Origin of the sequence: Exiguobacterium sp. s127 (assembly GCF_018618695.1) — a bacterium.
In the GTDB taxonomy this organism is placed as follows: Bacteria; Bacillota; Bacilli; order Exiguobacteriales; family Exiguobacteriaceae; genus Exiguobacterium_A; species Exiguobacterium_A oxidotolerans.
Genome location: NZ_JACSMO010000018.1, coordinates 1 through 20,767 on the forward strand (window position 1 = coordinate 1; position 20,767 = coordinate 20,767).

The 20,767-nt window shown below is 45.0% G+C and carries 19 protein-coding genes; 9 read left to right on the top strand and 10 right to left on the bottom strand.

Annotation, left to right across the window (positions count from 1 at the left end; translation table 11 throughout):
* Window positions 1-224: 224 nt before the first annotated feature.
* Both namA and KNP98_RS15275 read right to left on the bottom strand, forming a co-directional pair.
* Window positions 225-1,247, bottom strand: coding sequence for an NADPH dehydrogenase NamA (gene namA / locus KNP98_RS15270; RefSeq protein ID WP_214812208.1), 1,023 nt, complete (start codon window positions 1,245-1,247; stop codon window positions 225-227).
* A gap of 22 nt (window positions 1,248-1,269) precedes the next feature.
* Entirely contained in the window at window positions 1,270-2,190 is a 921-nt protein-coding gene (locus tag KNP98_RS15275) for an HD domain-containing protein (protein ID WP_029332810.1), read from the bottom strand.
* Window positions 2,191-2,293: 103 nt separating this feature from the next.
* Here KNP98_RS15275 and KNP98_RS15280 point away from each other — a divergent pair, with 103 nt between their 5' ends.
* The 3 genes from KNP98_RS15280 (at window position 2,294) to KNP98_RS15290 (ending at window position 4,619) form a co-directional block, all read left to right on the top strand.
* Window positions 2,294-3,199 carry a magnesium transporter CorA family protein gene (locus tag KNP98_RS15280; RefSeq protein ID WP_214807433.1) on the top strand — a complete coding sequence of 302 codons (906 nt, stop codon included), beginning with the start codon at window positions 2,294-2,296 and terminating at the stop codon, window positions 3,197-3,199.
* Window positions 3,200-3,261: 62 nt separating this feature from the next.
* Entirely contained in the window at window positions 3,262-4,341 is a 1,080-nt protein-coding gene (gene dinB, locus KNP98_RS15285; RefSeq protein ID WP_251133116.1) for a DNA polymerase IV, read from the top strand.
* A 56-nt stretch (window positions 4,342-4,397) separates the two neighbouring features.
* Window positions 4,398-4,619, top strand: a complete 222-nt coding sequence (locus KNP98_RS15290) for a YhzD family protein (protein WP_088836449.1) — start codon at window positions 4,398-4,400, stop codon at window positions 4,617-4,619.
* A 135-nt stretch (window positions 4,620-4,754) separates the two neighbouring features.
* Here KNP98_RS15290 and KNP98_RS15295 read toward each other — a convergent pair whose 3' ends face one another.
* A complete protein-coding gene (locus KNP98_RS15295; RefSeq protein ID WP_029332804.1) occupies window positions 4,755-5,132 on the bottom strand; it encodes a YlbF/YmcA family competence regulator in 378 nt (125 codons plus the stop codon).
* Between the two features lie 20 nt (window positions 5,133-5,152).
* On the bottom strand, window positions 5,153-6,289 hold the full coding sequence (locus tag KNP98_RS15300) for a DUF445 domain-containing protein (protein ID WP_088836448.1): 1,137 nt from the start codon (window positions 6,287-6,289) through the stop codon (window positions 5,153-5,155).
* A 73-nt stretch (window positions 6,290-6,362) separates the two neighbouring features.
* Between KNP98_RS15300 and KNP98_RS15305 the strand changes: the two genes are divergently transcribed.
* The 5 genes from KNP98_RS15305 to KNP98_RS15325 all read left to right on the top strand — a co-directional run bounded on the left by KNP98_RS15305 (window position 6,363) and on the right by KNP98_RS15325 (window position 10,319).
* On the top strand, window positions 6,363-7,193 hold the full coding sequence (locus KNP98_RS15305; RefSeq protein WP_088836447.1) for a helix-turn-helix domain-containing protein: 831 nt from the start codon (window positions 6,363-6,365) through the stop codon (window positions 7,191-7,193).
* Window positions 7,194-7,312: 119 nt separating this feature from the next.
* Window positions 7,313-8,419 carry an ABC transporter ATP-binding protein gene (locus KNP98_RS15310; RefSeq protein WP_029332801.1) on the top strand — a complete coding sequence of 369 codons (1,107 nt, stop codon included), beginning with the start codon at window positions 7,313-7,315 and terminating at the stop codon, window positions 8,417-8,419.
* A gap of 160 nt (window positions 8,420-8,579) precedes the next feature.
* Complete coding sequence (locus KNP98_RS15315) at window positions 8,580-9,341, top strand: transporter substrate-binding domain-containing protein (protein WP_088836446.1); 762 nt, start codon at window positions 8,580-8,582, stop codon at window positions 9,339-9,341.
* Window positions 9,338-9,988 (top strand): amino acid ABC transporter permease, encoded by a 651-nt coding sequence (locus KNP98_RS15320; protein WP_088836445.1) that lies wholly within the window; start codon window positions 9,338-9,340, stop codon window positions 9,986-9,988. Before KNP98_RS15315 ends, KNP98_RS15320 begins: the two co-directional genes overlap by 4 nt.
* A gap of 142 nt (window positions 9,989-10,130) precedes the next feature.
* On the top strand, window positions 10,131-10,319 hold the full coding sequence (locus KNP98_RS15325; protein WP_014969669.1) for a hypothetical protein: 189 nt from the start codon (window positions 10,131-10,133) through the stop codon (window positions 10,317-10,319).
* 359 nt (window positions 10,320-10,678) lie between these two features.
* Here the strand turns inward: KNP98_RS15325 and KNP98_RS15330 are convergent, their stop codons facing one another.
* Window positions 10,679-11,575 (bottom strand): aldo/keto reductase, encoded by an 897-nt coding sequence (locus KNP98_RS15330; RefSeq protein WP_088836444.1) that lies wholly within the window; start codon window positions 11,573-11,575, stop codon window positions 10,679-10,681.
* 147 nt (window positions 11,576-11,722) lie between these two features.
* Window positions 11,723-13,459: a phospho-sugar mutase gene (locus KNP98_RS15335; protein WP_214812212.1), complete on the bottom strand. Its 1,737-nt coding sequence runs from the start codon at window positions 13,457-13,459 to the stop codon at window positions 11,723-11,725.
* Between the two features lie 91 nt (window positions 13,460-13,550).
* On the opposite strand from KNP98_RS15335, the gene KNP98_RS15340 reads away from it, so the two are divergent.
* Window positions 13,551-14,363, top strand: coding sequence for a sulfurtransferase (locus tag KNP98_RS15340; protein ID WP_239456828.1), 813 nt, complete (start codon window positions 13,551-13,553; stop codon window positions 14,361-14,363).
* A gap of 38 nt (window positions 14,364-14,401) precedes the next feature.
* Here KNP98_RS15340 and KNP98_RS15345 read toward each other — a convergent pair whose 3' ends face one another.
* The 4 genes from KNP98_RS15345 to KNP98_RS15360 are packed head-to-tail and all read right to left on the bottom strand — an operon-like array spanning window position 14,402 to window position 20,593.
* Window positions 14,402-16,825 carry a glycogen/starch/alpha-glucan phosphorylase gene (locus KNP98_RS15345; protein WP_214812214.1) on the bottom strand — a complete coding sequence of 808 codons (2,424 nt, stop codon included), beginning with the start codon at window positions 16,823-16,825 and terminating at the stop codon, window positions 14,402-14,404.
* 28 nt (window positions 16,826-16,853) lie between these two features.
* Window positions 16,854-18,305, bottom strand: coding sequence for a glycogen synthase GlgA (glgA, locus tag KNP98_RS15350; RefSeq protein WP_214807429.1), 1,452 nt, complete (start codon window positions 18,303-18,305; stop codon window positions 16,854-16,856).
* 13 nt (window positions 18,306-18,318) lie between these two features.
* Window positions 18,319-19,419 (bottom strand): glucose-1-phosphate adenylyltransferase subunit GlgD, encoded by a 1,101-nt coding sequence (glgD, locus tag KNP98_RS15355; protein ID WP_029332793.1) that lies wholly within the window; start codon window positions 19,417-19,419, stop codon window positions 18,319-18,321.
* A gap of 13 nt (window positions 19,420-19,432) precedes the next feature.
* Window positions 19,433-20,593 (bottom strand): glucose-1-phosphate adenylyltransferase, encoded by a 1,161-nt coding sequence (locus KNP98_RS15360; RefSeq protein ID WP_088836440.1) that lies wholly within the window; start codon window positions 20,591-20,593, stop codon window positions 19,433-19,435.
* Window positions 20,594-20,767 lie beyond the last annotated feature (174 nt).

A 20,767-nucleotide genomic window follows, 5' to 3' on the forward strand; every position in this document is an offset into this window, starting at 1 on the left:
TGAATAGATACAGTATATCGATATCTCTGAACACAAAAAACCCCGAATGGGGTCTTTTATCAAGTGTCCACCATTTAGGGTTCAGTTCACTATACGGAGTCATCGGCGTTTTCTATACATATTTTCTGAACATGGCGACCAAGTGCGTAGATGAAGCAACTCCCCCGCCTGAAAAAAGCACATGTGCGAAAGCGTGATTCCTTTTTAAGTCCGTTCTTTTTTGATCAACGAATGGGCGCACGTTCGTATTGCTTCGGAAGGATGACCTCATCATGGAGTTCTGCCGCTGCATGATGAACCCAGTACGGTTGCCGTAAGAGTTCACGTGCGAGTAATACGACATCAGCACGTTGACTCCGTAAAATCTCTTCTGCCATCGTTGCTGTCGTAATTAATCCAACTGCCCCTGTCTTGATTCCTGTCGCTTGCTTGAGCTCTGCAGCATAGGGAACTTGATAACCAGGGTATACGTCTGGAATTGCATTAGCGACGACGGCACCGGAGCTACAATCGAGTAAATCGATACCTCGTTCTACTAATGCTTGCGCGAGTGGAATATAGTCCGTCGCTGTCATCCCACCCGGTGCGTGATCAGCTGCTGAAATCCGGACCCAGAGTGAGATATCCGATTTTGCTTGAATACCTTCGGTGATTTCAAGTAAGAAACGCATCCGGTTTTCAAGCGATCCGCCATACTGATCGTTTCGCTCATTTGATAACGGTGATAAAAATGTATTGATTAGATAGCCATGTGCCCCATGTAATTCAATGAAATCGTACCCTGCTTGTTCAACGCGTAATGCTGCATCGATAAATTGTTGCTGAATTTTTTTTATGTCTTCTATAGATAACTCGGCTGGACTTCCATATGAATCATCAAAGGCAATCGGACTCGGTGCGACAGGCGGACGTGCTGTCGTGCTTTTCCGTCCCGCATGTGCTAGTTGTACGCCAACTTTCGCCCCCGCTGCTTGTACTTGCTCCGCAATCCGTCGTAAGCCTTCAATTTGCGAATCTGACCAAATTCCTAAATCGCCTGCTGAAATCCGTCCGTCAGGTGTCACAGCTGTCGCTTCTAACATGACACCTCCTACACCCCCTACTGCGCGGGACGCGTAATGTGTCACGTGCCAATCCGTCACCTTACCGTCTTCTTTCGCGCTATACATACACATCGGTGCCATGATGACACGATTACGAAACGTCACATTCCCAATTTCGATTGCTTCGAATAACTTTGCCTTCATTTTATTCTCCCCCTACCGCTGATTATAATTTTGGTCGATAAAACGAACGGTTGTCGAGTGCAAACGAACGTTCAGAGAATTGTCCTGGTTCCACGTATTCAAGAAGACGATCCATCATCGTCATTCGTGCATCCAAATTATCAATTAAAAATAACACTTCTGCTTCGCGCATTTGAGGTGCTACTGCCGATCCCCACTCAGGACGACCGTGATGACTGAGCACTAGATGTTGTAAGACCGTCAACACTTCAGCATCAATCTCGAGTTCTGCTCCGACTTTTTCAAGTTCTGCGACCATTAATGAAATATGACCGACAAGTTTTCCAGGAAGCGTATACTCTGGCGTGACAGGATCTGATAACTCTTTTATTTTTGCATAATCATGTAACACGACACCTGCTACGAGTAGATCGCGATTCAATGTCGGATAGAGTTTCGCGATTTGATCGGCAAGCTTCAGCATCGACAGTACGTGGTACGATAACCCTGAATAGAACGCATGGTGGTTCTTAACAGCCGCCGGATGCGTAAAGTAGGCATTAAAGTTTTTAGTGACAAGGTGTTTGACGATTTTTTTCATATCCGCTTGTTGAATCGACTCGATGTACTGGAGTACTTCTGTTTCGATTTGTTCCCGCGGGAGTGGTGCTGCCTGAATGTACTCTTCAACATTGGTCTCATCGAGTACCGTAATTTGTTTTAGTTTCAACTGTGTCCGGCCGCGATAATCCATCACTTCACCTGCCGCATGGACGATGAACTTAGGTGCATACTTTTCGACATCACTCGTATCCCACATCTTCGTCTCAATTTCACCTGTCTTATCTGCTAAAATCAATGTGAGATATGGTTTTCCGTTCGCCGCGATGCCTTTCATCGACTGCTTAATCATCACACGTTGATCAAGCATTTCTCCAACTGCCAGTTGTCCAATACCTTTCATTTCACAACACGTCCTTTATTTTAGAAGTTAATCGTATCTTTAATATTTTTCATTATGCTTACTGCAATTCACTTATTTATTCTACTATATGGGAGCCTTAAACATGAAATTCGATTCGCACTTTAACTGGTACCGCTACATGACTGTATCAGACTACGACCAACAACTAAATAACGAAGAGACCGTCAGTCCCTCAAAAATTGAGTGGGTTCGTCAACTTCGTACAAAAGATGTCAACTTTACCCGAGCAGAACTCGGTGTCTTATACGGTTCAATCGTGACTTGGCAAAATCCTGATGATAAAAGCGACCGTCGCTTCATCTGCTATTACATCACGCCTACTGAACTCATCACGATCGGACTCTCTGAACATATTATGTCACTGACTGCACCGTTTGACTCAAAAACAGCTTTTGATGCCTTTTATGCGATTCTTTCGTTACAAATGAATACGTACTTTTCAGGCATCGATGACTTTGAAACGGAACTCTTTTCTCGACAAGATGAACTCCGGGGCAACATCAATGAGAATTCACTCGATAGCATCTTTGCCTTACGCGATACAATTGAGAACTGGTCCGACTTAATCGTCCCTTTTCAAGAATTGATTCTTGCAGGCCAAGAAGCCTTCGTCGCAGTCACTGATTTTGAACAACATCTTCCGTTTCGCCTTGCCAAACGACGTGTCGAGCGTTTATTGATGTTGATTGAACACTATCAAAAAGATATTGAGGTTCTGCTCGATTTATCGACGACCGTCTCGAACTTCAGGGGAAACGAAATCATGAAGGCCCTGACGATCTTCACGGCTGTCGCGACCCCGATGATGGCCCTCGGCGCGATTTGGGGCATGAACTTCAAGAACATGCCCGAACTTGACTGGAAATACGGTTACGCAGGTGCACTTACCCTGATCGTGATTACGACCGGTGGAATCTTTTATTGGATGAAATGGCGTGGATGGCTCGGAGCACTCGTTCGCATGCCTAAAAAACGGACAAAAAAATAGATATAAGAACATAAGTTCGTTATACTTAGTTTATCATATTTAGTTGGAGGAGGTGACTTTTGATGGGACGAAAAATCATTCATATCGATATGGACGCTTTTTACGCTTCTGTCGAACAACGCGATCGCCCTCACTTAAAGGGTGTTCCTGTCATCGTCGGTGGCCCTCCTCATGCACGTGGAGTCGTCGCGACTTGTTCCTATGAAGCACGGAAGTACGGTGTCCACAGCGCGATGCCATCTCGTCGTGCCTTTCAGCTCTGTCCGCGTGCCGTCTTCATCCGTCCCCGATTCGACGTCTATCGTGCAGTTAGTGCGCAAATCATGGAACTGTTTCTTGAAGTCACACCGCTTGTCGAACCATTATCACTCGATGAAGCGTACCTCGATGTGACGGAGAATAATTTAAATATGACGAGTGCGACCCACATCGCAGAGTATATCCTTGCTGAAATCAAACGCCGGACGGACTTGACGGCATCCGCTGGTGTCTCGAATTCGAAGCTCGTCGCAAAGATTGCTTCCGGTTATCAAAAACCGAACGGCTTAACCGTTCTCCCACCTGAGGAGGTACTTCCCTTTTTGTCTTCTTTACAAATCGGTGACTTGCATGGTGTTGGGAAAGTCACCGAGCAGACGCTTCGAAAACATGGATTTGAGACCGTCGCTGATATCCAACAGTCACCGGTCGAAGAACTCCACGGGTTACTCGGTCGGGACCGTGGAACAGAATTGTATACGATGGCCCACGGTGAAGACGAACGGTTAGTCCGTCCCCACCGTGAGCGCAAATCGATTGGATCTGAAACGACCTTCGAAGAAGATACGGAAGATATTGATACGATTTTCGAAACCTTAAAGCGAGAGGCCCAATCTGTCGTCCGTAGTCTGCAACAAAAAGAACTCGTTTGTCGGACAGTCACCGTTAAGTGGAAAACAGAGACATTCCAATCACGTTCAAAACGTTTCACTTTTCTCGAAGAGACGAACGACGAAGATCGGTTACTCACGGTAACGACAAAATTATTTAATGAAATCGAATTCACGGGTCCGATTCGTTTAATCGGAATGAGTGTCAGTCATCTTGAAGTACCACCAAAGTCGAGACAATTAACGTGGCAAGATATTGACTCCTACTTGTAAAATGAATGACTATTCAGTACACTTGAATTAGTTATTTTACTAAAGGAGGAAGAGACATGCTCTATACACTTACTGTATTCGCGGACCGTGGAGAAACTTTACTCGATGATACGTTTGAATCACCTAACGATTCAGATGCAAGGGAGGAAGGGATCCGTCGTCTCAAAGAAGGAAAGTTCGAACATAAAGGCGCCCGCGTCACGCGTGCCGGTAAATTAATTCATTTCGAGCGTGCTTATTTACCTAAAATTGTGCCTGTTGCAGGCAGTTCAACATAAGTTCTTATTGAAATCAGAGTCATCTATGTACAAATTAAGAGGAACGCGACGAAAAAGAAAGAATCTTCTATTGTCTAATGCCACTTTGTCTACACACCGAGAGCCCCGGACATTGTCCGAGGCTCTGTTTACATCTTATTGCACGTCGTCTTGATTTTGCTCCATCATTGGCGCATAAAGTTCTTCGAGCGGCTTCATGATGATTTGAGTAACTTCCGTCAACATCGTATGCATCCGTTGTTCTTCTTGCATCAATTGACTGATGAGTGGATTGTTTTGAACTTCCAACATTTTTGCTTGAGCTGAAGCCATATCGTCAGGTGTGATTTCTTCACCTTCCATTTGCTTTTGTTGAAGCTCAAGTTGAACGTTACGGAATGAAGCAAACAGTTCATTCGATGCTGGATCAGCGTTCACTTGTGTGTATAAATCTTGTAATGTTGTGTACTCCGGAGTTTCTCGCAGTGCACGTTCGAGCGTATAGGCGTGGTCATACAAATTTGTTTCAGACATATTAAAACCCTCCAATTTAGTTAAGCAATCACGATGATTGCTTGTATCATCCCAATTAAACCACCTAACAGTCCTCCAAGCCAAGTGATAGCCCGGAATTCCTTCCGAGAAATCGATAAGACGATTTCTTCGAGATACTGTGTATCGAGTAGGTCGACCTCATCACGCACAATCGATTCGACGTCGAGTGTCGTCATGATTCGTTCTGCGTGTTTCACCGCTTGGTCAATCAACCGGTCGACAATCACCGGAACGAACTCGGTCCGCACTTTCTCATCAAACCGGCCGAGATAATGGTGTAATGGCTTATCCAACGTTTCTGTTAGTGGAATCCGGTTGATGATTTCCGATTTGACGCGTTCGATGACTTGTTTCTCTAACTCTTCATCAAGGAGTGTATGAATCGGACGTTCCATCACTTGTTCGATTTCTTTCTCGACCATTTCAGTAATGAACTGACGCGTCGACTCTCCTTGTAATACCCGTTTGATTTCAGGTTGAATCATCTCCACCAAATTGATATTCGCAAGTAACATCCCGAACATTCCGCCTCCAAGTTTTCCTTGGATGAATCCGGCGGCCGTCTCCTCTAATTTCATCTTCCCTTCTGGACTATCAAAATAAACATCCGTTTGTTTTAACAATGCATCTACGACGTCAGGGATTGCTTCCTTGACTTTTAAGACTCCGCCTTCGCCGATGACTTCTTGAATCGTTGAGTTTTTCAGATGAATCACGCCGTCCATCAATTCATGTTCAAGCGTCTGTTCGATTTTTTTTCGCAATTGTTCTTCCGGTTGATTGACGAAGCGGCCGATCACTTCTCGAATCGTGACGGTTGAGTGTACCCATTTCATGAGTTCGGTCGTGACAAGATTTGTAACGGCCTCGTGCATCGCAGGTTGTCGAAGGCGTTTCCCGATTCCTTCAGGGGTCACTAAATGTTTGACAACGGTCCGTCCGAGATTGGCTGCTAGTTCATCGCGCCGTTTCGGAATTAGACCTGGTGTAAAAGGAATCCGGTACTTTCCGATATATTTTGCTTCTAGCGGTCGAAATAACATACGAATCGCAAGATGGTTCGTGACTGCACCGATTGTTGCACCTAATACAATCATTCCGATGATTTTTAAGATGGTCATGAATTCGATTTGCATAGCTCATCGTTCCTTCCGAATTTAGTATTGTGGTAAAGTCTGAGTATCACTTTTTATGTAGGAGAGATGTAACGTGCTACAGCAATTGATTTCCTTATTCAAAGATCAGTTATCGACAGACCCCACGGTATATTGCATGGATAATTATAGCGTATATCAGTTAGCGGATGGGCTTCGTTTCGGAATCGAAAGTTCCGCGTTGTCCGGGCGTGAAATCGACTTATTGAATTTAATCGCAGAACGCGTCGTCGTTTCAGCATCAACCGATACAACTTACTGGCATCAGCGTCTGGAATTATCGAGCGCCGTCGAGCACGAACCCTTCCGGATGACCCATTTCTTATTCAATCAACTCGATGATCGGACGACTGAAGATCTCGAACAGCTATTGACTTCTTTTTTCGACTCCTCGAGCATCTTTGTCCCCTTGACGACGACTCGACTGCTTGTCATTGAACGAGATGAGTTAGTGAGCGAACATGATTTAAATGACTTATTCACAGCTTTACAATCTGATTTTCTAACAGATGGAAAAGTATTAATCGGTCAACGCCGAATAAATGGAGATATCGCAGTCCAGTTCCGTCTAGAACAAGCAGCCCTTAACCTGCTTCCGTTCCGTGTCGAACGTTTCTTACCTGCCCTCACACGACTCGCTCTTTTATCGGAAACGGTCCGTGACGAGCTGACAGATCGCTTCATTGCACCACTCGAACCTGAATCGCGTGAGACGATTGATGCTTTCTGTCGTGCCAATCTGAATGTATCGTTGACAGCAAAACACTTATTTCTTCATCGTAACAGCCTTCAGTACCGACTTGACCGGTTGACAGAACAGACAGAAATCGATATTCGATCGTTTGAAGGTGCCGCCTTTTTATATACCTTGTTACTTCTAGCATAGTGCCCAAATGAAAACGGTTGCATTTCGTCATGTTGTCCATGTTCAGTTGATCCCTTTTCTTCTATACTAAGGATTGTAAGCGTTACATTACCCGATCACACTACTAGGAGGATATACACATGGCAGATATTCGTCTTGAACATATTGACAAAATTTATTCCGGCTCAGCAAAGGCCGTTGACGACTTTAACCTTCACATCCAAGACAAAGAATTCATCGTTTTCGTCGGACCATCAGGTTGTGGTAAATCAACGACACTTCGGATGATCGCTGGACTCGAAGAAATCTCAGGCGGAGATTTCATCATCGACGGTAAACGGATGAATGACGTCGCACCGAAAGACCGTGATATCGCAATGGTCTTTCAAAACTACGCACTCTACCCGCACATGAACGTGTTTGATAACATGGCATTCGGACTCAAGCTACGTAAGTTCCCGAAAGACGAAATCAAACAGCGCGTCGACAATGCGGCACGTATCCTTGGTCTGGAAGAGTACCTCGAGCGGAAACCAAAAGCATTATCAGGTGGACAGCGTCAACGTGTTGCAATCGGTCGTGCCATCGTTCGTGATGCAAAAGTCTTCTTGATGGATGAACCCCTCTCGAACTTGGATGCAAAACTCCGTGTTCAAATGCGTAAAGAAATCATCCAACTTCATAAACGTCTCGAAACAACGACGATTTATGTTACCCATGACCAAACAGAAGCAATGACGCTTGCGACGCGTATCGTCATCATGAAAGCAGGTCTCATTCAGCAGGTCGGTTCTCCTAAAGAAGTATACGATCACCCGGACAACATGTTCGTCGCCGGATTCATCGGATCCCCTTCGATGAACTTCCTAACAGGCAAACTGGCTGACGATGGACTTTTCCACGTCACAGGGACAGAAGAGAAGTTCGAAGTCCCTGAAGGCAAAATGAAAGTTCTCCGTGAACGCGGCTATACGAGCAAAGACCTCGTCCTCGGAATCCGTCCGGAAGACATTCATGCTGAATTGATTTATCAAGACACAAAAACAGCACACCGTTTCCCGGCACACATCGAAGTTTCCGAATTGATGGGTGCAGAATCGTATCTCTATTCCAAGGTAGGTAATCAAGCCTTCACAGCTCGTGTCGACTCACGCTCACACGTCGAGATGGGATCAGATCTCGACCTCTTCTTCGACATGACAAAAGCGCATTTCTTCGACGCTGCAACTGAAGCGACAATTCGTTAATTTCAACTGAATGTTTACTTTTCTAAGACTGTCCATTCGTGGGCAGTCTTTTTTATTGACAGACGTTCTTGTAACTTTGTATGATACTGCTTGTAGTCTTAAATTAATCCTATTCGAAAACTAGGAATTGAAATCATTTATTTTTAAAGGAGAGAGCGCTATGAAACACGGACTAAAGCTAGCAGTAGCAGCACTATCAACGGCGGGGGTGTTAGCAGCGTGCGGCGCTTCTAATGAAGAAGCAAGCAAAGACAGTAAGATGATTACGGTTGGTACTGAAGCGACATACCCACCATTTACGTATAAAGAAAAAGGCGAACTGACTGGTTATGACATCGATGTCATGAATGAAGTCGCTAAACGCGCCGGCTATAAAGTCGACTATAAAGCAATGGACTTTAAAGGATTGATTCCAGCACTTGATTCAGAACGTATCGATGTCATCGCGAACCAAATGGGTATCACGGATGAGCGGAAAGAAAAGTATGCATTTTCTGATGCATATACGGTATCCGGATCAACAATCATCGTCAATGAAAAAACGGACGACATCAAAACACTTGATGATTTAAAAGGTAAAGTCGTTGGTTCGACACAAGGTTCGCTTTATGCAAAGACAGCAGAAGATGCTGGCGCAAAAGTGAAGTATTATAAAGGTGCAAACCAAGTTTTAAAAGATCTTGAAGCAGGACGTGTTGATGCTGCGATGAACGATCGCTTGTTCGTTTTGACTGAACTCAAAAAAGCCGGTTATAAAGTGAAAGCAGTCGGAGAAACATTTGATAAAAATGAGTCTGGTTTCATGATGGCAAAAGATAGCAAGTATGCAGAGGACTTCAATGAAGCACTTGCAGAAATGAAAAAAGACGGTACACTTGCAGACATCGGTAAGAAATACTTTGACGAGGATATCAGTCAGTGACGGAATTGTTCACGATCGTTCGCGATAATGCGAACGTCTACGGAGAGGCGATTGGCATTACACTTCTTGCAAGTGGACTTGCCATCGTCTTTGCGCTTTTCCTCGGGTTGATTCTTGCCGTCATGCGTGACAGCCGCTTCACCGTCTTTAGCGGTTTCGCTCGATTGTATGTCTCGTTCTTCCGCGGAACACCTTTACTGTTACAGATTTTGATTTTATATAATGGTCTTGTCGCATTACAACTGACGGGCTTTCAGGCACTCGCTTTTGGATTATCACTGCACTTTTCCGCTTATATTTCGGAATCGTTCCGTGCCGCCATCGCTTCTGTCGATCGCGGGCAATGGGAAGCAGCTGATTCGCTCGGAATCCCGCGTCGGAAAACGTTCAAGGACGTCATCCTTCCTCAAGCATTATCACGCGCCATTCCGCCACTGTCGAATTCTGTCATCGATATCATTAAATCGACGTCACTCGGTACGCTTGTCGCTGTCGAAGAGTTAACGTATGTCTCGGATCAAATTTCTGCTACGACCTATCTCGTCATGCCACTTCTGCTGTTCTCAGCAGCGATTTACTGGATCATGTCGACGCTCGTACAGATGGTTCAACACCGCTTAGAAGTTCGCTTTAGCATCCCGAATTAAATGAAACCAACTTGGAATGGTCAGCACATTCCAAGTATTTTTTTGTTCTTTTTAAGGTTTAACACTAGGCAACACGGGAATAATCAAGTATACTAATAAAAAATCAGAATTATCTGATAACTTTAAAAGGAGCGTGGCCAAGATGAAACAAGTAATTGAAGCTTTCCGTAGACAAGATGCAGAACAGCGGATTCCAGTGCTACGCCTCGAGATTGATTATGAGCTCAGCACACTCTTTGATGCTATCCAAGTCAGTGACCAAGCTGCCGTAGTTGCCAGTAAAGAACGTCTAGATAAATACCGCCAGGAGATGCTTCGCCTAGAAGCGTGACCCTATAGATACCCATCTCAAATCCCCCTTGAGATGGGCTTTTTGTGCAAAAAAAATAGCCCGAAGGCTATTTTTAGGCTATGGCCAAACTCTAATGAAGGATTTATACCGATATGATCGTGTGTAACGCTTCCCTGTCTCGCCTCGTCTCAAAAGCGTCACTTTTCCGTTGACTCCTACGGGGAAAAGTGCGTTTTTAACGCACTGTCAGAGGTAGGCAAGACCCTGCTCGTTATCCGCTAGGATCAAGGAGCAACGGCTTGCCTCTCGCCCGAGGAATGCAACGGAACAGGGATAAGCTTTTATCTCACCCTATGTTACTTCGGCTAGACGCTGAAAATAGCCCGAAGGCTATTTTTTTAATCGACGTCACGTCCGCGAGACGCTTTCAAAATTTCGAACCACTGTTCACGTGACAATGTCAAACGCGTCGCATTGACCGCGGATTCAATCCGTTTGATTTTCCCTGAACCGACAATCGGCATGATGCGTGCCGGATGTTTCAAGAGCCACGCATAGGCGACTTCATCAATATCTGTCGCTCCGATTTGTTGTCCGATTTCTTCAAGCTTATCTCGTAAGACGCGATATTCTTCTTCTTTGAATAACCGTCCACCGGCGAGCGGACTCCATGCCATGACCGGCATCTCGTTTTCATGGCAAAGATCCACCGATCCATCTTCGAAATGTTTCAGTTCAGCAACTGAGAGTTCCAATTGATTCGTCACGAGCATGAACGGTAGACGTGATTGAATTAAACTTTGTTGAGCTGGCGTATGATTCGATAAACCGAACGTCCGAACTTTACCGGACTCTTTTAATTCAACAAACGCTTCGGCAATTTCGTTCGGGTCCATCAATGGATCCGGTCGGTGAATCAATAACGTATCAATGTATTCGACACCAAGTTCCTTTAATGAACGTGTCGCATTTTCAATGATATGTTCTTTTGTTGTATCGTAAAATGAAAGGTTTTGATCGGAATAGTAGTTCCCTTTCATCTTGATCCCCGTTTTCGTCACAATCTCCATTCGTTCACGTAATTCTGGTTTTAAGGCCAACGCTTCTCCGAACAAACCTTCATTCGTATAATCCCCGTAAATGTCCGCATGATCAAACGTCGTGATCCCAAGCGCTAAACATTGCTCAATCAAAGCAAGACGTTCTTCTGCTGTCATGTTCCACTCATTTAATCGCCATAATCCATGAATCACACGCGAAAATGACAATTCTTCTGTTAGTTGAATTCGTTCCATTCCAATTCATCCTTTCGATCTCGTACTTTTTCTGTCCCATTTAACTCTACAGGAAGTTGGTAACGGTTGCACGGATTTCGCTTTTCACAAAAAGGCACGAGATACCTGTCCGGTACTCGTGCCTTGATAATCATTTAGTCAACGGTCTTACTGAATTTGTTCCACTTCTTGCATCACTTCATCTTCAATCAGTTGACGTTTACGTGTCGTATCCGCCGCATCCGATGAAGTTACACTGAAGTAAAACTTGATTTTCGGTTCCGTTCCTGATGGGCGGAGGCAGAACCATGAACCATCCTCAAGCGTGAACTTCAGCACGTTCGATTTCGGAAGATTGATTGGCGATGGTTTGTGTTGAATCAAGTCGTGCGCCATGCTCGCATCGTAATCTTCGAACAAGACCACTTTCTCTCCCGCCACTTGTTTGGGTGGGTTTTCACGGAACGTGTTCATGATTCGTCCAATTTGTTCCACTCCGTCCTTTCCTTTTAACGTCAGTGAACGTAACGACTCTTCGAAGTAACCGAACTGTTCGTAAATGGCTTGTAATGCCTCATACAACGTCCGTCCTTCTTTCTTATGGTACGCTGCCATCTCTGCTGCGAGTAAGCACGCCTGGACAGCATCCTTGTCGCGACAAAAATCGCCGATCAAATAACCGTAACTTTCTTCATAACCGAACAGGTATTCATATTCACCTGACGCATTATATTGTTTAATTTTTTCACCGATGAATTTAAAGCCCGTTAATGTGTTTTCGACATGCAGATTGTAATGACGGGCAATTAACGCACCGAGTTCTGATGTTACGATTGTTTTCGCGACAAAGCCGTTCGCCGGTAATGTACCTTGGGCTGATTTTTGCGACAGGATGTAGTCGAGTAACAATGCACCCGTTTGGTTTCCTGTCAGTACCGTCCATTCCCCACTTGCATCGCGCGTCGCTACACCGACGCGGTCTGCATCAGGATCTGTCGCGAGCAGTACATCCGCGTCGACCCGATTCCCGTATTCGATGGCAAGTTCAAACGCAGCGTGTTCTTCCGGGTTCGGTGACGAAACCGTTGGGAACGCCCCGTCCGGTTTTGCTTGTTCTTCAACGACCGTCACGTTTTCAAAACCGTAGTTCTTTAGTCCGACAGTAACAGGAACAAGACCTGTTCCGTGAAGTGGCGTGAACACAATTTTTAATGAATCTTGCAACTCGTCTTGAATCGCCGGTAAAACACGAATCGTTTTTAATTTTTCTTGATACGCATCATCGATTTGTTCTCCGACACGAACGATAAGTCCATTTGCCCGAAGGACTTCTTCTGCTTCTAACACGATCGATAGTTCATCTTCAACTTGATCGACATACGATACGAGTTCATCCGCTTCTTTTGGCGGCAATTGTCCACCGTCATTACCGTATACTTTGTAACCATTGTACTCAGGCGGGTTGTGGCTTGCCGTAATGACGATCCCCCCTGCAGCGCGAAGCTCACGTACAGCAAACGATAATTCTGGTGTCGGACGTAGTCCATCGAATAAATATGCTTTAATGCCATTGCTTGCAAGCGTTTTTGCTGCTTCTAAAGCAAACTCAGGCGAAAAGTGACGCGAGTCATGTGCAATGACGATTCCTTGCGTGACAGCTTCTTCCCCTGCCGCTTTAATAAAGTCTGCAAACCCTTGAGATGCTTTACGGACTGTGTAAACGTTCATCCGGTTCGTACCGACACCGATTTCTCCACGCATACCGCCAGTACCAAACTCAAGTTCTTTATAAAAAGCGTCCTCTGCCGCTTTATCATCTGCTGATAACGCGACGAGCTCTTCTTTCAATTCAGGCTCTAATTTTTCAAACTGATTCCACTTTTGATAGGTCTCTTTCCATGACATATTCATTCCACTCCTTTAATTTATCGAAGTCACACTTGCGATGAAGCGTCACCTTTCATATGATTAATCTAGAAAGGTCGAGGTGATTCAAATGTTTCCAACCATTCAAATGGCGGACTTACAACAACTCGTCCACTCGGATCAAATCCGTTGGTTCGATTGCCGCTACGATTTACGTGATCCGAATTATGGTCGTCTAGCTTTTGAGGACCAACATGTGCCTGGTGCACTGTATCTAGATTTAGCAAATGATTTATCAGGACCCGTATCCTCTACGGGCGGGCGTCATCCTTTACCGTCGAAAGAAAAATGGATTCAAACGCTAGAAGCGCACGGCATTAAAAATGATGACTTCGTCGTCTTATATGATGATGGTTTTCCTTATGCAGCACGCGCATGGTGGCTTTTCAAATGGGCCGGTCATGAACGCGTCGTCGTACTCGAAGGCGGCCTCTCCTCTTACCTTGCGTTTGACTATCCGATGACACAAGATTTGGAATCCTTCGCGCCTTCTACATACGACGCTGAGTTCCAAGATGACATGCTCGTCGATTTTGAGACAGTCAAAGGACGTTCGACGGATACGCTACTCGTCGACTCTCGTTCCCCTGACAGATTCAAGGGTCAGAACGAAACGATTGATGCTGTAGCTGGTCACATTCCCGGTGCTGTCAATTGTTTCTTCGAAGAAGCGATTTCACCCGACGGAAGACTGAAAGATGCAGAAGATTTAAAGGAGCTTTATGCTCCGTTACTTGAAGAAGCATCTCCGATCCTCTATTGTGGTAGCGGTGTGACAGCTTGCGTCAACATACTCGCATTACACTCGCTCGGTAAAAATGATGTTCGGCTATACGCTGGTTCTTATAGCGACTGGATTAGTCAAACGAACGATATTTCATAATTTTTAAAAGCCTGATTAGATCAGGCTTTTTCTTATGATCAAACTTGAACCGGCTTGATGTTCCAAATCGCGTTCGCATATTCTTTAATCGTCCGGTCACTCGAGAAGACACCTGATTTTCCAATGTTCATAATAACCATCTGGTACCACTTCTCAGGGTTTTGATACGTCCGGTCGATTCGTTCTTGTGCCTGCTGATACGACTGGAAGTCTTTTAAAATCAAGTACTCATCGTTATACGTGATGAGCGAGTCATAAATCGCTTGAAACTCCCCAACCGGGAATAATGAACCATCAACTAAGCTATCGACGATTCTCCGTAACTCCGGTTGTGAACTGTATTGGTCGTATGCATTATAGCCACCGTACTTTTTATAGTTCATGACCTCTTGCGGTGTAAGTCCGAAAATAAAGATATTTGCATCCTCGACCTCGTCCCGAATCTCAATGTTCGCTCCGTCAAGTGTCCCGATTGTCAAGGCCCCGTTCATCATGAACTTCATGTTTCCTGTACCAGACGCTTCATAACTCGCCGTCGAGATCTGCTCACTGACATCACTCGCCGGGAAGATTTTTTCAGCAAGCGAAACACGATAGTTTTCTAAGAACACGACTTTCATGTAAGGGCTGACTTCCGCATCAGAATTAATCAATTTTGCGAGTGCATTGATGTAACGAATGACTTCTTTCGCATAATGATACCCCGGAGCTGCTTTTGCTCTGAAAATAAAGGTCCGTGGTGTCATCTTGAAGGATTTATCTTCTTTTAGACGGTAATACAACGAATGGATATGCAAAGCATTAAGTAACTGGCGTTTATAGGCATGGAGACGCTTGACTTGCACATCAAAAATCGAATATGGATCGACAGTAATGCCTGTCTCCGCTTCAATCAATCGAGCAAGTTCCTGTTTATTTTCAAGCTTAATTTGTTTGATATCCTGTTGGAGTTGACGATCTTCCGACCATTTCGTCAACTTTTGCAAGTCTGACGGATGATTGATCCAGCTATCTCCAATCGCTTCCGTCACACGGTTCGCGAGTTGCGGGTTCGATAACAAGAACCAGCGACGATGCGTAATCCCGTTCGTTTTATTGTTGAAACGAAGTGGGAACATCTCGTAAAACAGACGCATCTCCCGTTGTTTCAGGATTTCAGTATGAATCTGTGCGACGCCGTTCGTCGAATGTGTCCCGACAACTGCTAAGTTCGCCATGTTGATCCGTCCATCGGCGATGATGGCGATTTCTTGCATGTGTGAAGCAAGGTGTGGATAGTTATCAAGGACGTCCTGACAGAAGCGACGATTAATTTCCTCGATGATTTGATAAATCCGCGGTAATAAATTTCTAAATAAGTCGACCGGCCAGCGCTCGAGCGCTTCGGCGAGCAATGTATGGTTCGTAAACGACATGACACTCTTCGTGATGCGCCACGCTTCTTCCCACTCATAGCCTTCCTCATCAATTAGAATCCGCATCAGTTCTGGAATCGCGACGACTGGGTGTGTGTCGTTGATATGAATCGCGATTTGATTTCCGAGCTGTTTAAACGATGCATTTCGTTTTTTGTGAGACAAGAGAATACTCCGTAAGCCGGCGGCAACAAAGAAATATTGTTGCTTCAAACGTAGGACTTTCCCTTCGTACGTCGTATCGTCCGGATAAAGAAACTCTGAAATCGTTTGAATCGATTGTTTATGTGCAAGTAAATCTTTATAGTTCCCGCTGTGCTGGTGCAACAGTTCATCATCATCATATGGAGATTCTGCGCTCCAAAGACGCAAGTTATTGACGACACCATTTTGATAGCCGACGATTGGCATATCATACGGGACGGCCCGGACAATTTCAGCTGGTTCATGATGGACACGGTACCCGCCGTCTACTTCCTCGAGCCAGACGTGTCCACCGAACGGAATATCGACTGCCTTATCGGGACGACGTATCTCCCACATGTTTCCGTTTTTGAGCCAGTTATCCGGGAGTTCGACTTGATAGCCGTCGATGATTTTTTGTTTAAATAAACCATACTGGTATCGAATTCCGTTCCCGTGTCCAGGTAGACCGAGAGCTGCCAACGAGTCTAAGAAACATGCTGCTAATCGTCCGAGCCCTCCGTTACCAAGTCCTGGTTCCGGCTCTTCTTCCGTCAAGTCTGCTAGGTCGTAGCCAAGTTCCTCTAATCCCTCGCGAACTTCCTCGAGTACGTCTAAGCTCAGCAAGTTGTTGTACAGAAAACGTCCGAGCAAAAATTCGAGCGAGAAATAGTAGACTTGCTTACTCTTTTTATGGATATAGGTTTCCTTCGTGTGCATCCAATCTGATGTGACATATTCCCGGACCATGTAGGCGAGTGTTTGATACACATCATTCTCTGTTGCTTCACTCAGTGCTTTTCCGTGCATCGACACAAACCGCTCATTAAACCTCTTCTTGAACTTCTCTTTATCTTTAAACATGCCAAAACCTCATTTCTCTTAATCCCAATCAGTCAACAGATGGTGCGATGAGATGATAGAGTGCTAAATATTCATCGGCTGAGCGAATCCAGCTAAAATCTTCTTCCATTGCTGTCTCAATCAGATGCTTAAAGACTGGTTTATCTTGATAGGTATCAATCGTTCGCTTGATCGCGTCAAGGAAGTCATGTGCATTATAATTCGAGAACGAGAAGCCATTTCCCTCTAATGTAAATTGATTGAATGGTGTCACCGTGTCTCGCAAACCACCTGTTTCACGGACGACAGGTAAAGAACCATACTTCATCGAAATCAATTGACTGAGTCCACACGGTTCAAAGCGTGACGGCATCAAGAACGCGTCGCTCCCTGCATAAATACGTTGAGCGAGTCCGACGTCAAAGCCGATGTATGAAGCCACTTTATCCGGACGAATTGTTGTCGCATGGTGGAACAAGCCCTCGTATTCCGCCTCACCTGACCCGAGAATGATAAACTGCGCGTCGAGTTCGAATAAATCAGGTAAAATGTGCGCAAGTAAATCAATTCCTTTTTGGTCGACAAGACGCGACACGAATCCGAAAAGTGGAACATCCGGATTGACCGGTAAACCCAATTCTTTTTGCAATGCTTCTTTATTTACTGCTTTTCCTTCTTCAGCCGTCTCAACATCATAATTCTCGACAAGATGCTCGTCTGTTTCCGGATTGAATTGACGGTAGTCAATTCCGTTTAAAATCCCACGAACATCGACTGCCCGGTGTTGCAAGATGGATTCTAGACTCTCACCATAGTACGGGTCCATGATTTCATCCCGATACGATGGGCTGACCGTCGTAATTTGATTGGCGTGAACAAGTCCCGCTTTCATATAGTTGACGAGACCGTTATGCGCAAGTCCATCCATCGTAAAGTGTTCATGACTGAGGCCAAGTAAATCGCCAAGAACTTCTTCCGGGAAAATACCTTGGTACTGCAAATTATGAATCGTAAAGACCGTCTTGATGTCTTGATAACGCTCAAGGTGTTGGTAATGAATTCGTAAGAAAGCTGGAATGACACCGGTCTGCCAATCATGACAATGAATGACATCTGGTACTTCCGCACGATCAAGGTGTTGAATCATCTCGAGCACCGCCCGGGAAAAGTATGCGAAACGCTCCGCATCGTCGTAATGACCATAAATAATCCCATCTCGATTAAAGTAATATTCATTATCGATGAAATAAAATGTGACACCATCCTGTTTCAGACGTAGGACGGCACCAAACTGTTGCCGCCAGCCGACGGGTACGATGAAATCGAATAAAAATTCCATTTCCGACTTGAACTGTTCTTTAATTTGACCATAGTTCGGTAAGACAACGGATACTTCCGCACCCTCTTCAGCAAGCGCTAAAGGGAGCGAGCCGACGACGTCAGCTAGCCCCCCCGTCTTGATGAAGGGTGTCGCTTCTGTGGCAGCAAACCATACCTTCATGATGACATCCCCTTTAAACGATTGTTTGTTTTTTGATGACGATCGGTTCTTCCGCCGTTCCACGAATCACTTGTCCACGTTTGACAGTGACTTCTTTATCGAGAATCGCGTATTCGACGACTGCACCTTCTTCGATGACCGATTTTTGCATGATGATTGAATTTTTAACACGAGCATGTTTCCCGACTTTCACACCCCGGAATAAGATGCTGTCTTTCGCTGTTCCTTCTAATTTACATCCATTCGCGACGAGCGAGTTCTTGATCGTCGAGCCTGGGAGATAACGTGTCGGTGGTTCATGCTTAATCTTCGTGTAGACATGTTGGAAATCATTGATTGCTCCCCACTGCTCGAGCAATAGCATGCTCTCACGGTAATACGAGCGTAGTGAGTGGATGACTTGTGATGTGCCCTGATACTCGTACCCATGAACATGCAGACGGTTCAACTGCGAGCGAATGATGCTTTGAAGCAAATCATATTCGCCACGACCGACTGCTTCGTCAACGAGACGGACGAACAGGTTTTTCGATAGGACGACTGTTTCCATATAGAATGTTTCGTCAGACGGTTCAAAACCGCGCGAACCAATCGCTGTCACTCGATTTTGATCACCAAAACGAATCGGACGGCAATATTTACATGGCAAGTCACGCTTCGTATAGACGACTGTGATGTCAGCATTCGATTCTTTATGTTCACGCAAGACATCGCGATAATCTACTGCCGATAACACATTCGAACCCGAAATCACGAGGTAGTTTTCTTTACTACGCAAGAAGAAGTCGCGGTGTAAATGGAAGTTTGATAAATCGCCCCGGAATTCATGGGCATCTTGTGATAATGCCGGTGGGAAGATATAGAGTCCCCCGTTCGAACGGTCAAGATCCCACTCTTTTCCCGACCCAAGGTGGTCCATCATCGCTCGGTACTTTTCAAGCGTAAAGACACCAATGTTGGCGATTTCATTTTGTACCATGTTCGTCAACGTGAAATCAATCAACCGATACCGTCCGGCGAACGGAACCGCGGCTAAATTTCGATGCTCCGTCAGTTCTTTAAAGAATCCTTCTTCTCCACTTAAATTAATGACACCCAATAGATCTGCTTTCATCGGTAGTTCCCCCTTATTGAATCGCTTCTTTTACGACTTCATTTTTCTTGATGACACTATTTGCCTCGATGACGAACACTTCGCCGCCCGGTGTACCGATTGTTGCGCCGTCTTCGACGACGACGCCGTCCGCTAAAATCGCACGATGAATCGTGACATCTTTTCCGATTTTGACATTCGGGAAAATGACCGAATCTTTCACGAGTGCACCTTCCGCGACATCAACGCCGTAGAAGAGAACGGAATGGTTGATTTCACCTTCAATGTGACAGCCTTCATTGATGATTGACGTTTCAATCGTCGCATTGTTTCCGATGTACTGTGGTTGTTGATTCGGGTTAACGGAATGTACTTTCCACGATGGTTCATACAAGTCGAACTCTGGTTCCGCTTCAAGTAAATCCATATTCGCTTCCCATAACGACTGGATTGTCCCAACATCTTTCCAATATCCTTTAAATTTGTACGCGCGAATATTTAAGTTTTCAAACAACATATTCGGAATAATGTTTTTCCCGAAGTCAAAGCTTGACTCGGCATCCCCGGCGTCTTGAATGAGGTGACGTTTTAAAATATCCCAGTTGAAGACGTATATGCCCATTGAGGCTAAGTTCGATTTTGGATTTTCAGGTTTTTCTTCAAACTCATTGATCCGTAAATCATCATCTGTGTTTAAGATTCCAAAACGTGGTGCTTCTTCCCACGGCACTTCACGGACTGAAATCGTTACATCTGCCCCACCTTGACGATGCTCTTCAATCATCTTCTCATAATCCATCTTATAGATATGGTCTCCAGATAGGACAAGGACATAGTTTGGATCGTATTGATTGATGTAACTCATGTTCCGATAAATCGCGTTGGCCGTTCCTTCATACCAGTTCTTTCCGTTTTGGGCTTGATATGGAGGCAAGATCGTTAATCCCCCGTTTCGACGGTCTAAGTCCCAGGCACTCCCGATTCCGAGATAACGGTTCAATTCTAGTGGTTCATATTGCGTTAAGACACCGACTGTATCGATTCCCGAGTTCGTACAGTTCGATAATGGGAAATCAATGATTCGATATTTCCCTCCGAACGCAACTGCTGGTTTTGCAGTGTGTTTCGTAAGTGCTCCTAGACGTTTTCCTTCTCCACCAGCAAGTAGCATTGCCACAACATTCTTTTTAGCCATTTCGTCCCCTCCAGTTTATGCTCTTTCTTTACAGTCAGACCATGATGTAGTTTTTATACAGATACTCTTATATACCCACCTTTTCTCTTTTTAATATAACATTCCTGCAAAATAGGTTTATTAAAATACGAAATTCAGAAAAAAATCTATTCCTTTGCTTAAAAGAGACCGATA

Coding starts and splice junctions, on each gene's coding strand:
- namA (WP_214812208.1), bottom strand. CDS start 1,247: ATGAAGGCAAAGTTATTCGAAGCAATCGAAATTGGGAATGTGACGTTT.
- KNP98_RS15275 (WP_029332810.1), bottom strand. CDS start 2,190: ATGAAAGGTATTGGACAACTGGCAGTTGGAGAAATGCTTGATCAACGT.
- KNP98_RS15280 (WP_214807433.1), top strand. CDS start 2,294: ATGAAATTCGATTCGCACTTTAACTGGTACCGCTACATGACTGTATCA.
- dinB (WP_251133116.1), top strand. CDS start 3,262: ATGGGACGAAAAATCATTCATATCGATATGGACGCTTTTTACGCTTCT.
- KNP98_RS15290 (WP_088836449.1), top strand. CDS start 4,398: ATGCTCTATACACTTACTGTATTCGCGGACCGTGGAGAAACTTTACTC.
- KNP98_RS15295 (WP_029332804.1), bottom strand. CDS start 5,132: ATGTCTGAAACAAATTTGTATGACCACGCCTATACGCTCGAACGTGCA.
- KNP98_RS15300 (WP_088836448.1), bottom strand. CDS start 6,289: ATGCAAATCGAATTCATGACCATCTTAAAAATCATCGGAATGATTGTA.
- KNP98_RS15310 (WP_029332801.1), top strand. CDS start 7,313: ATGGCAGATATTCGTCTTGAACATATTGACAAAATTTATTCCGGCTCA.
- KNP98_RS15315 (WP_088836446.1), top strand. CDS start 8,580: ATGAAACACGGACTAAAGCTAGCAGTAGCAGCACTATCAACGGCGGGG.
- KNP98_RS15325 (WP_014969669.1), top strand. CDS start 10,131: ATGAAACAAGTAATTGAAGCTTTCCGTAGACAAGATGCAGAACAGCGG.
- KNP98_RS15330 (WP_088836444.1), bottom strand. CDS start 11,575: ATGGAACGAATTCAACTAACAGAAGAATTGTCATTTTCGCGTGTGATT.
- KNP98_RS15335 (WP_214812212.1), bottom strand. CDS start 13,459: ATGTCATGGAAAGAGACCTATCAAAAGTGGAATCAGTTTGAAAAATTA.
- KNP98_RS15340 (WP_239456828.1), top strand. CDS start 13,551: ATGTTTCCAACCATTCAAATGGCGGACTTACAACAACTCGTCCACTCG.
- KNP98_RS15345 (WP_214812214.1), bottom strand. CDS start 16,825: ATGTTTAAAGATAAAGAGAAGTTCAAGAAGAGGTTTAATGAGCGGTTT.
- glgA (WP_214807429.1), bottom strand. CDS start 18,305: ATGAAGGTATGGTTTGCTGCCACAGAAGCGACACCCTTCATCAAGACG.
- glgD (WP_029332793.1), bottom strand. CDS start 19,419: ATGAAAGCAGATCTATTGGGTGTCATTAATTTAAGTGGAGAAGAAGGA.
- KNP98_RS15360 (WP_088836440.1), bottom strand. CDS start 20,593: ATGGCTAAAAAGAATGTTGTGGCAATGCTACTTGCTGGTGGAGAAGGA.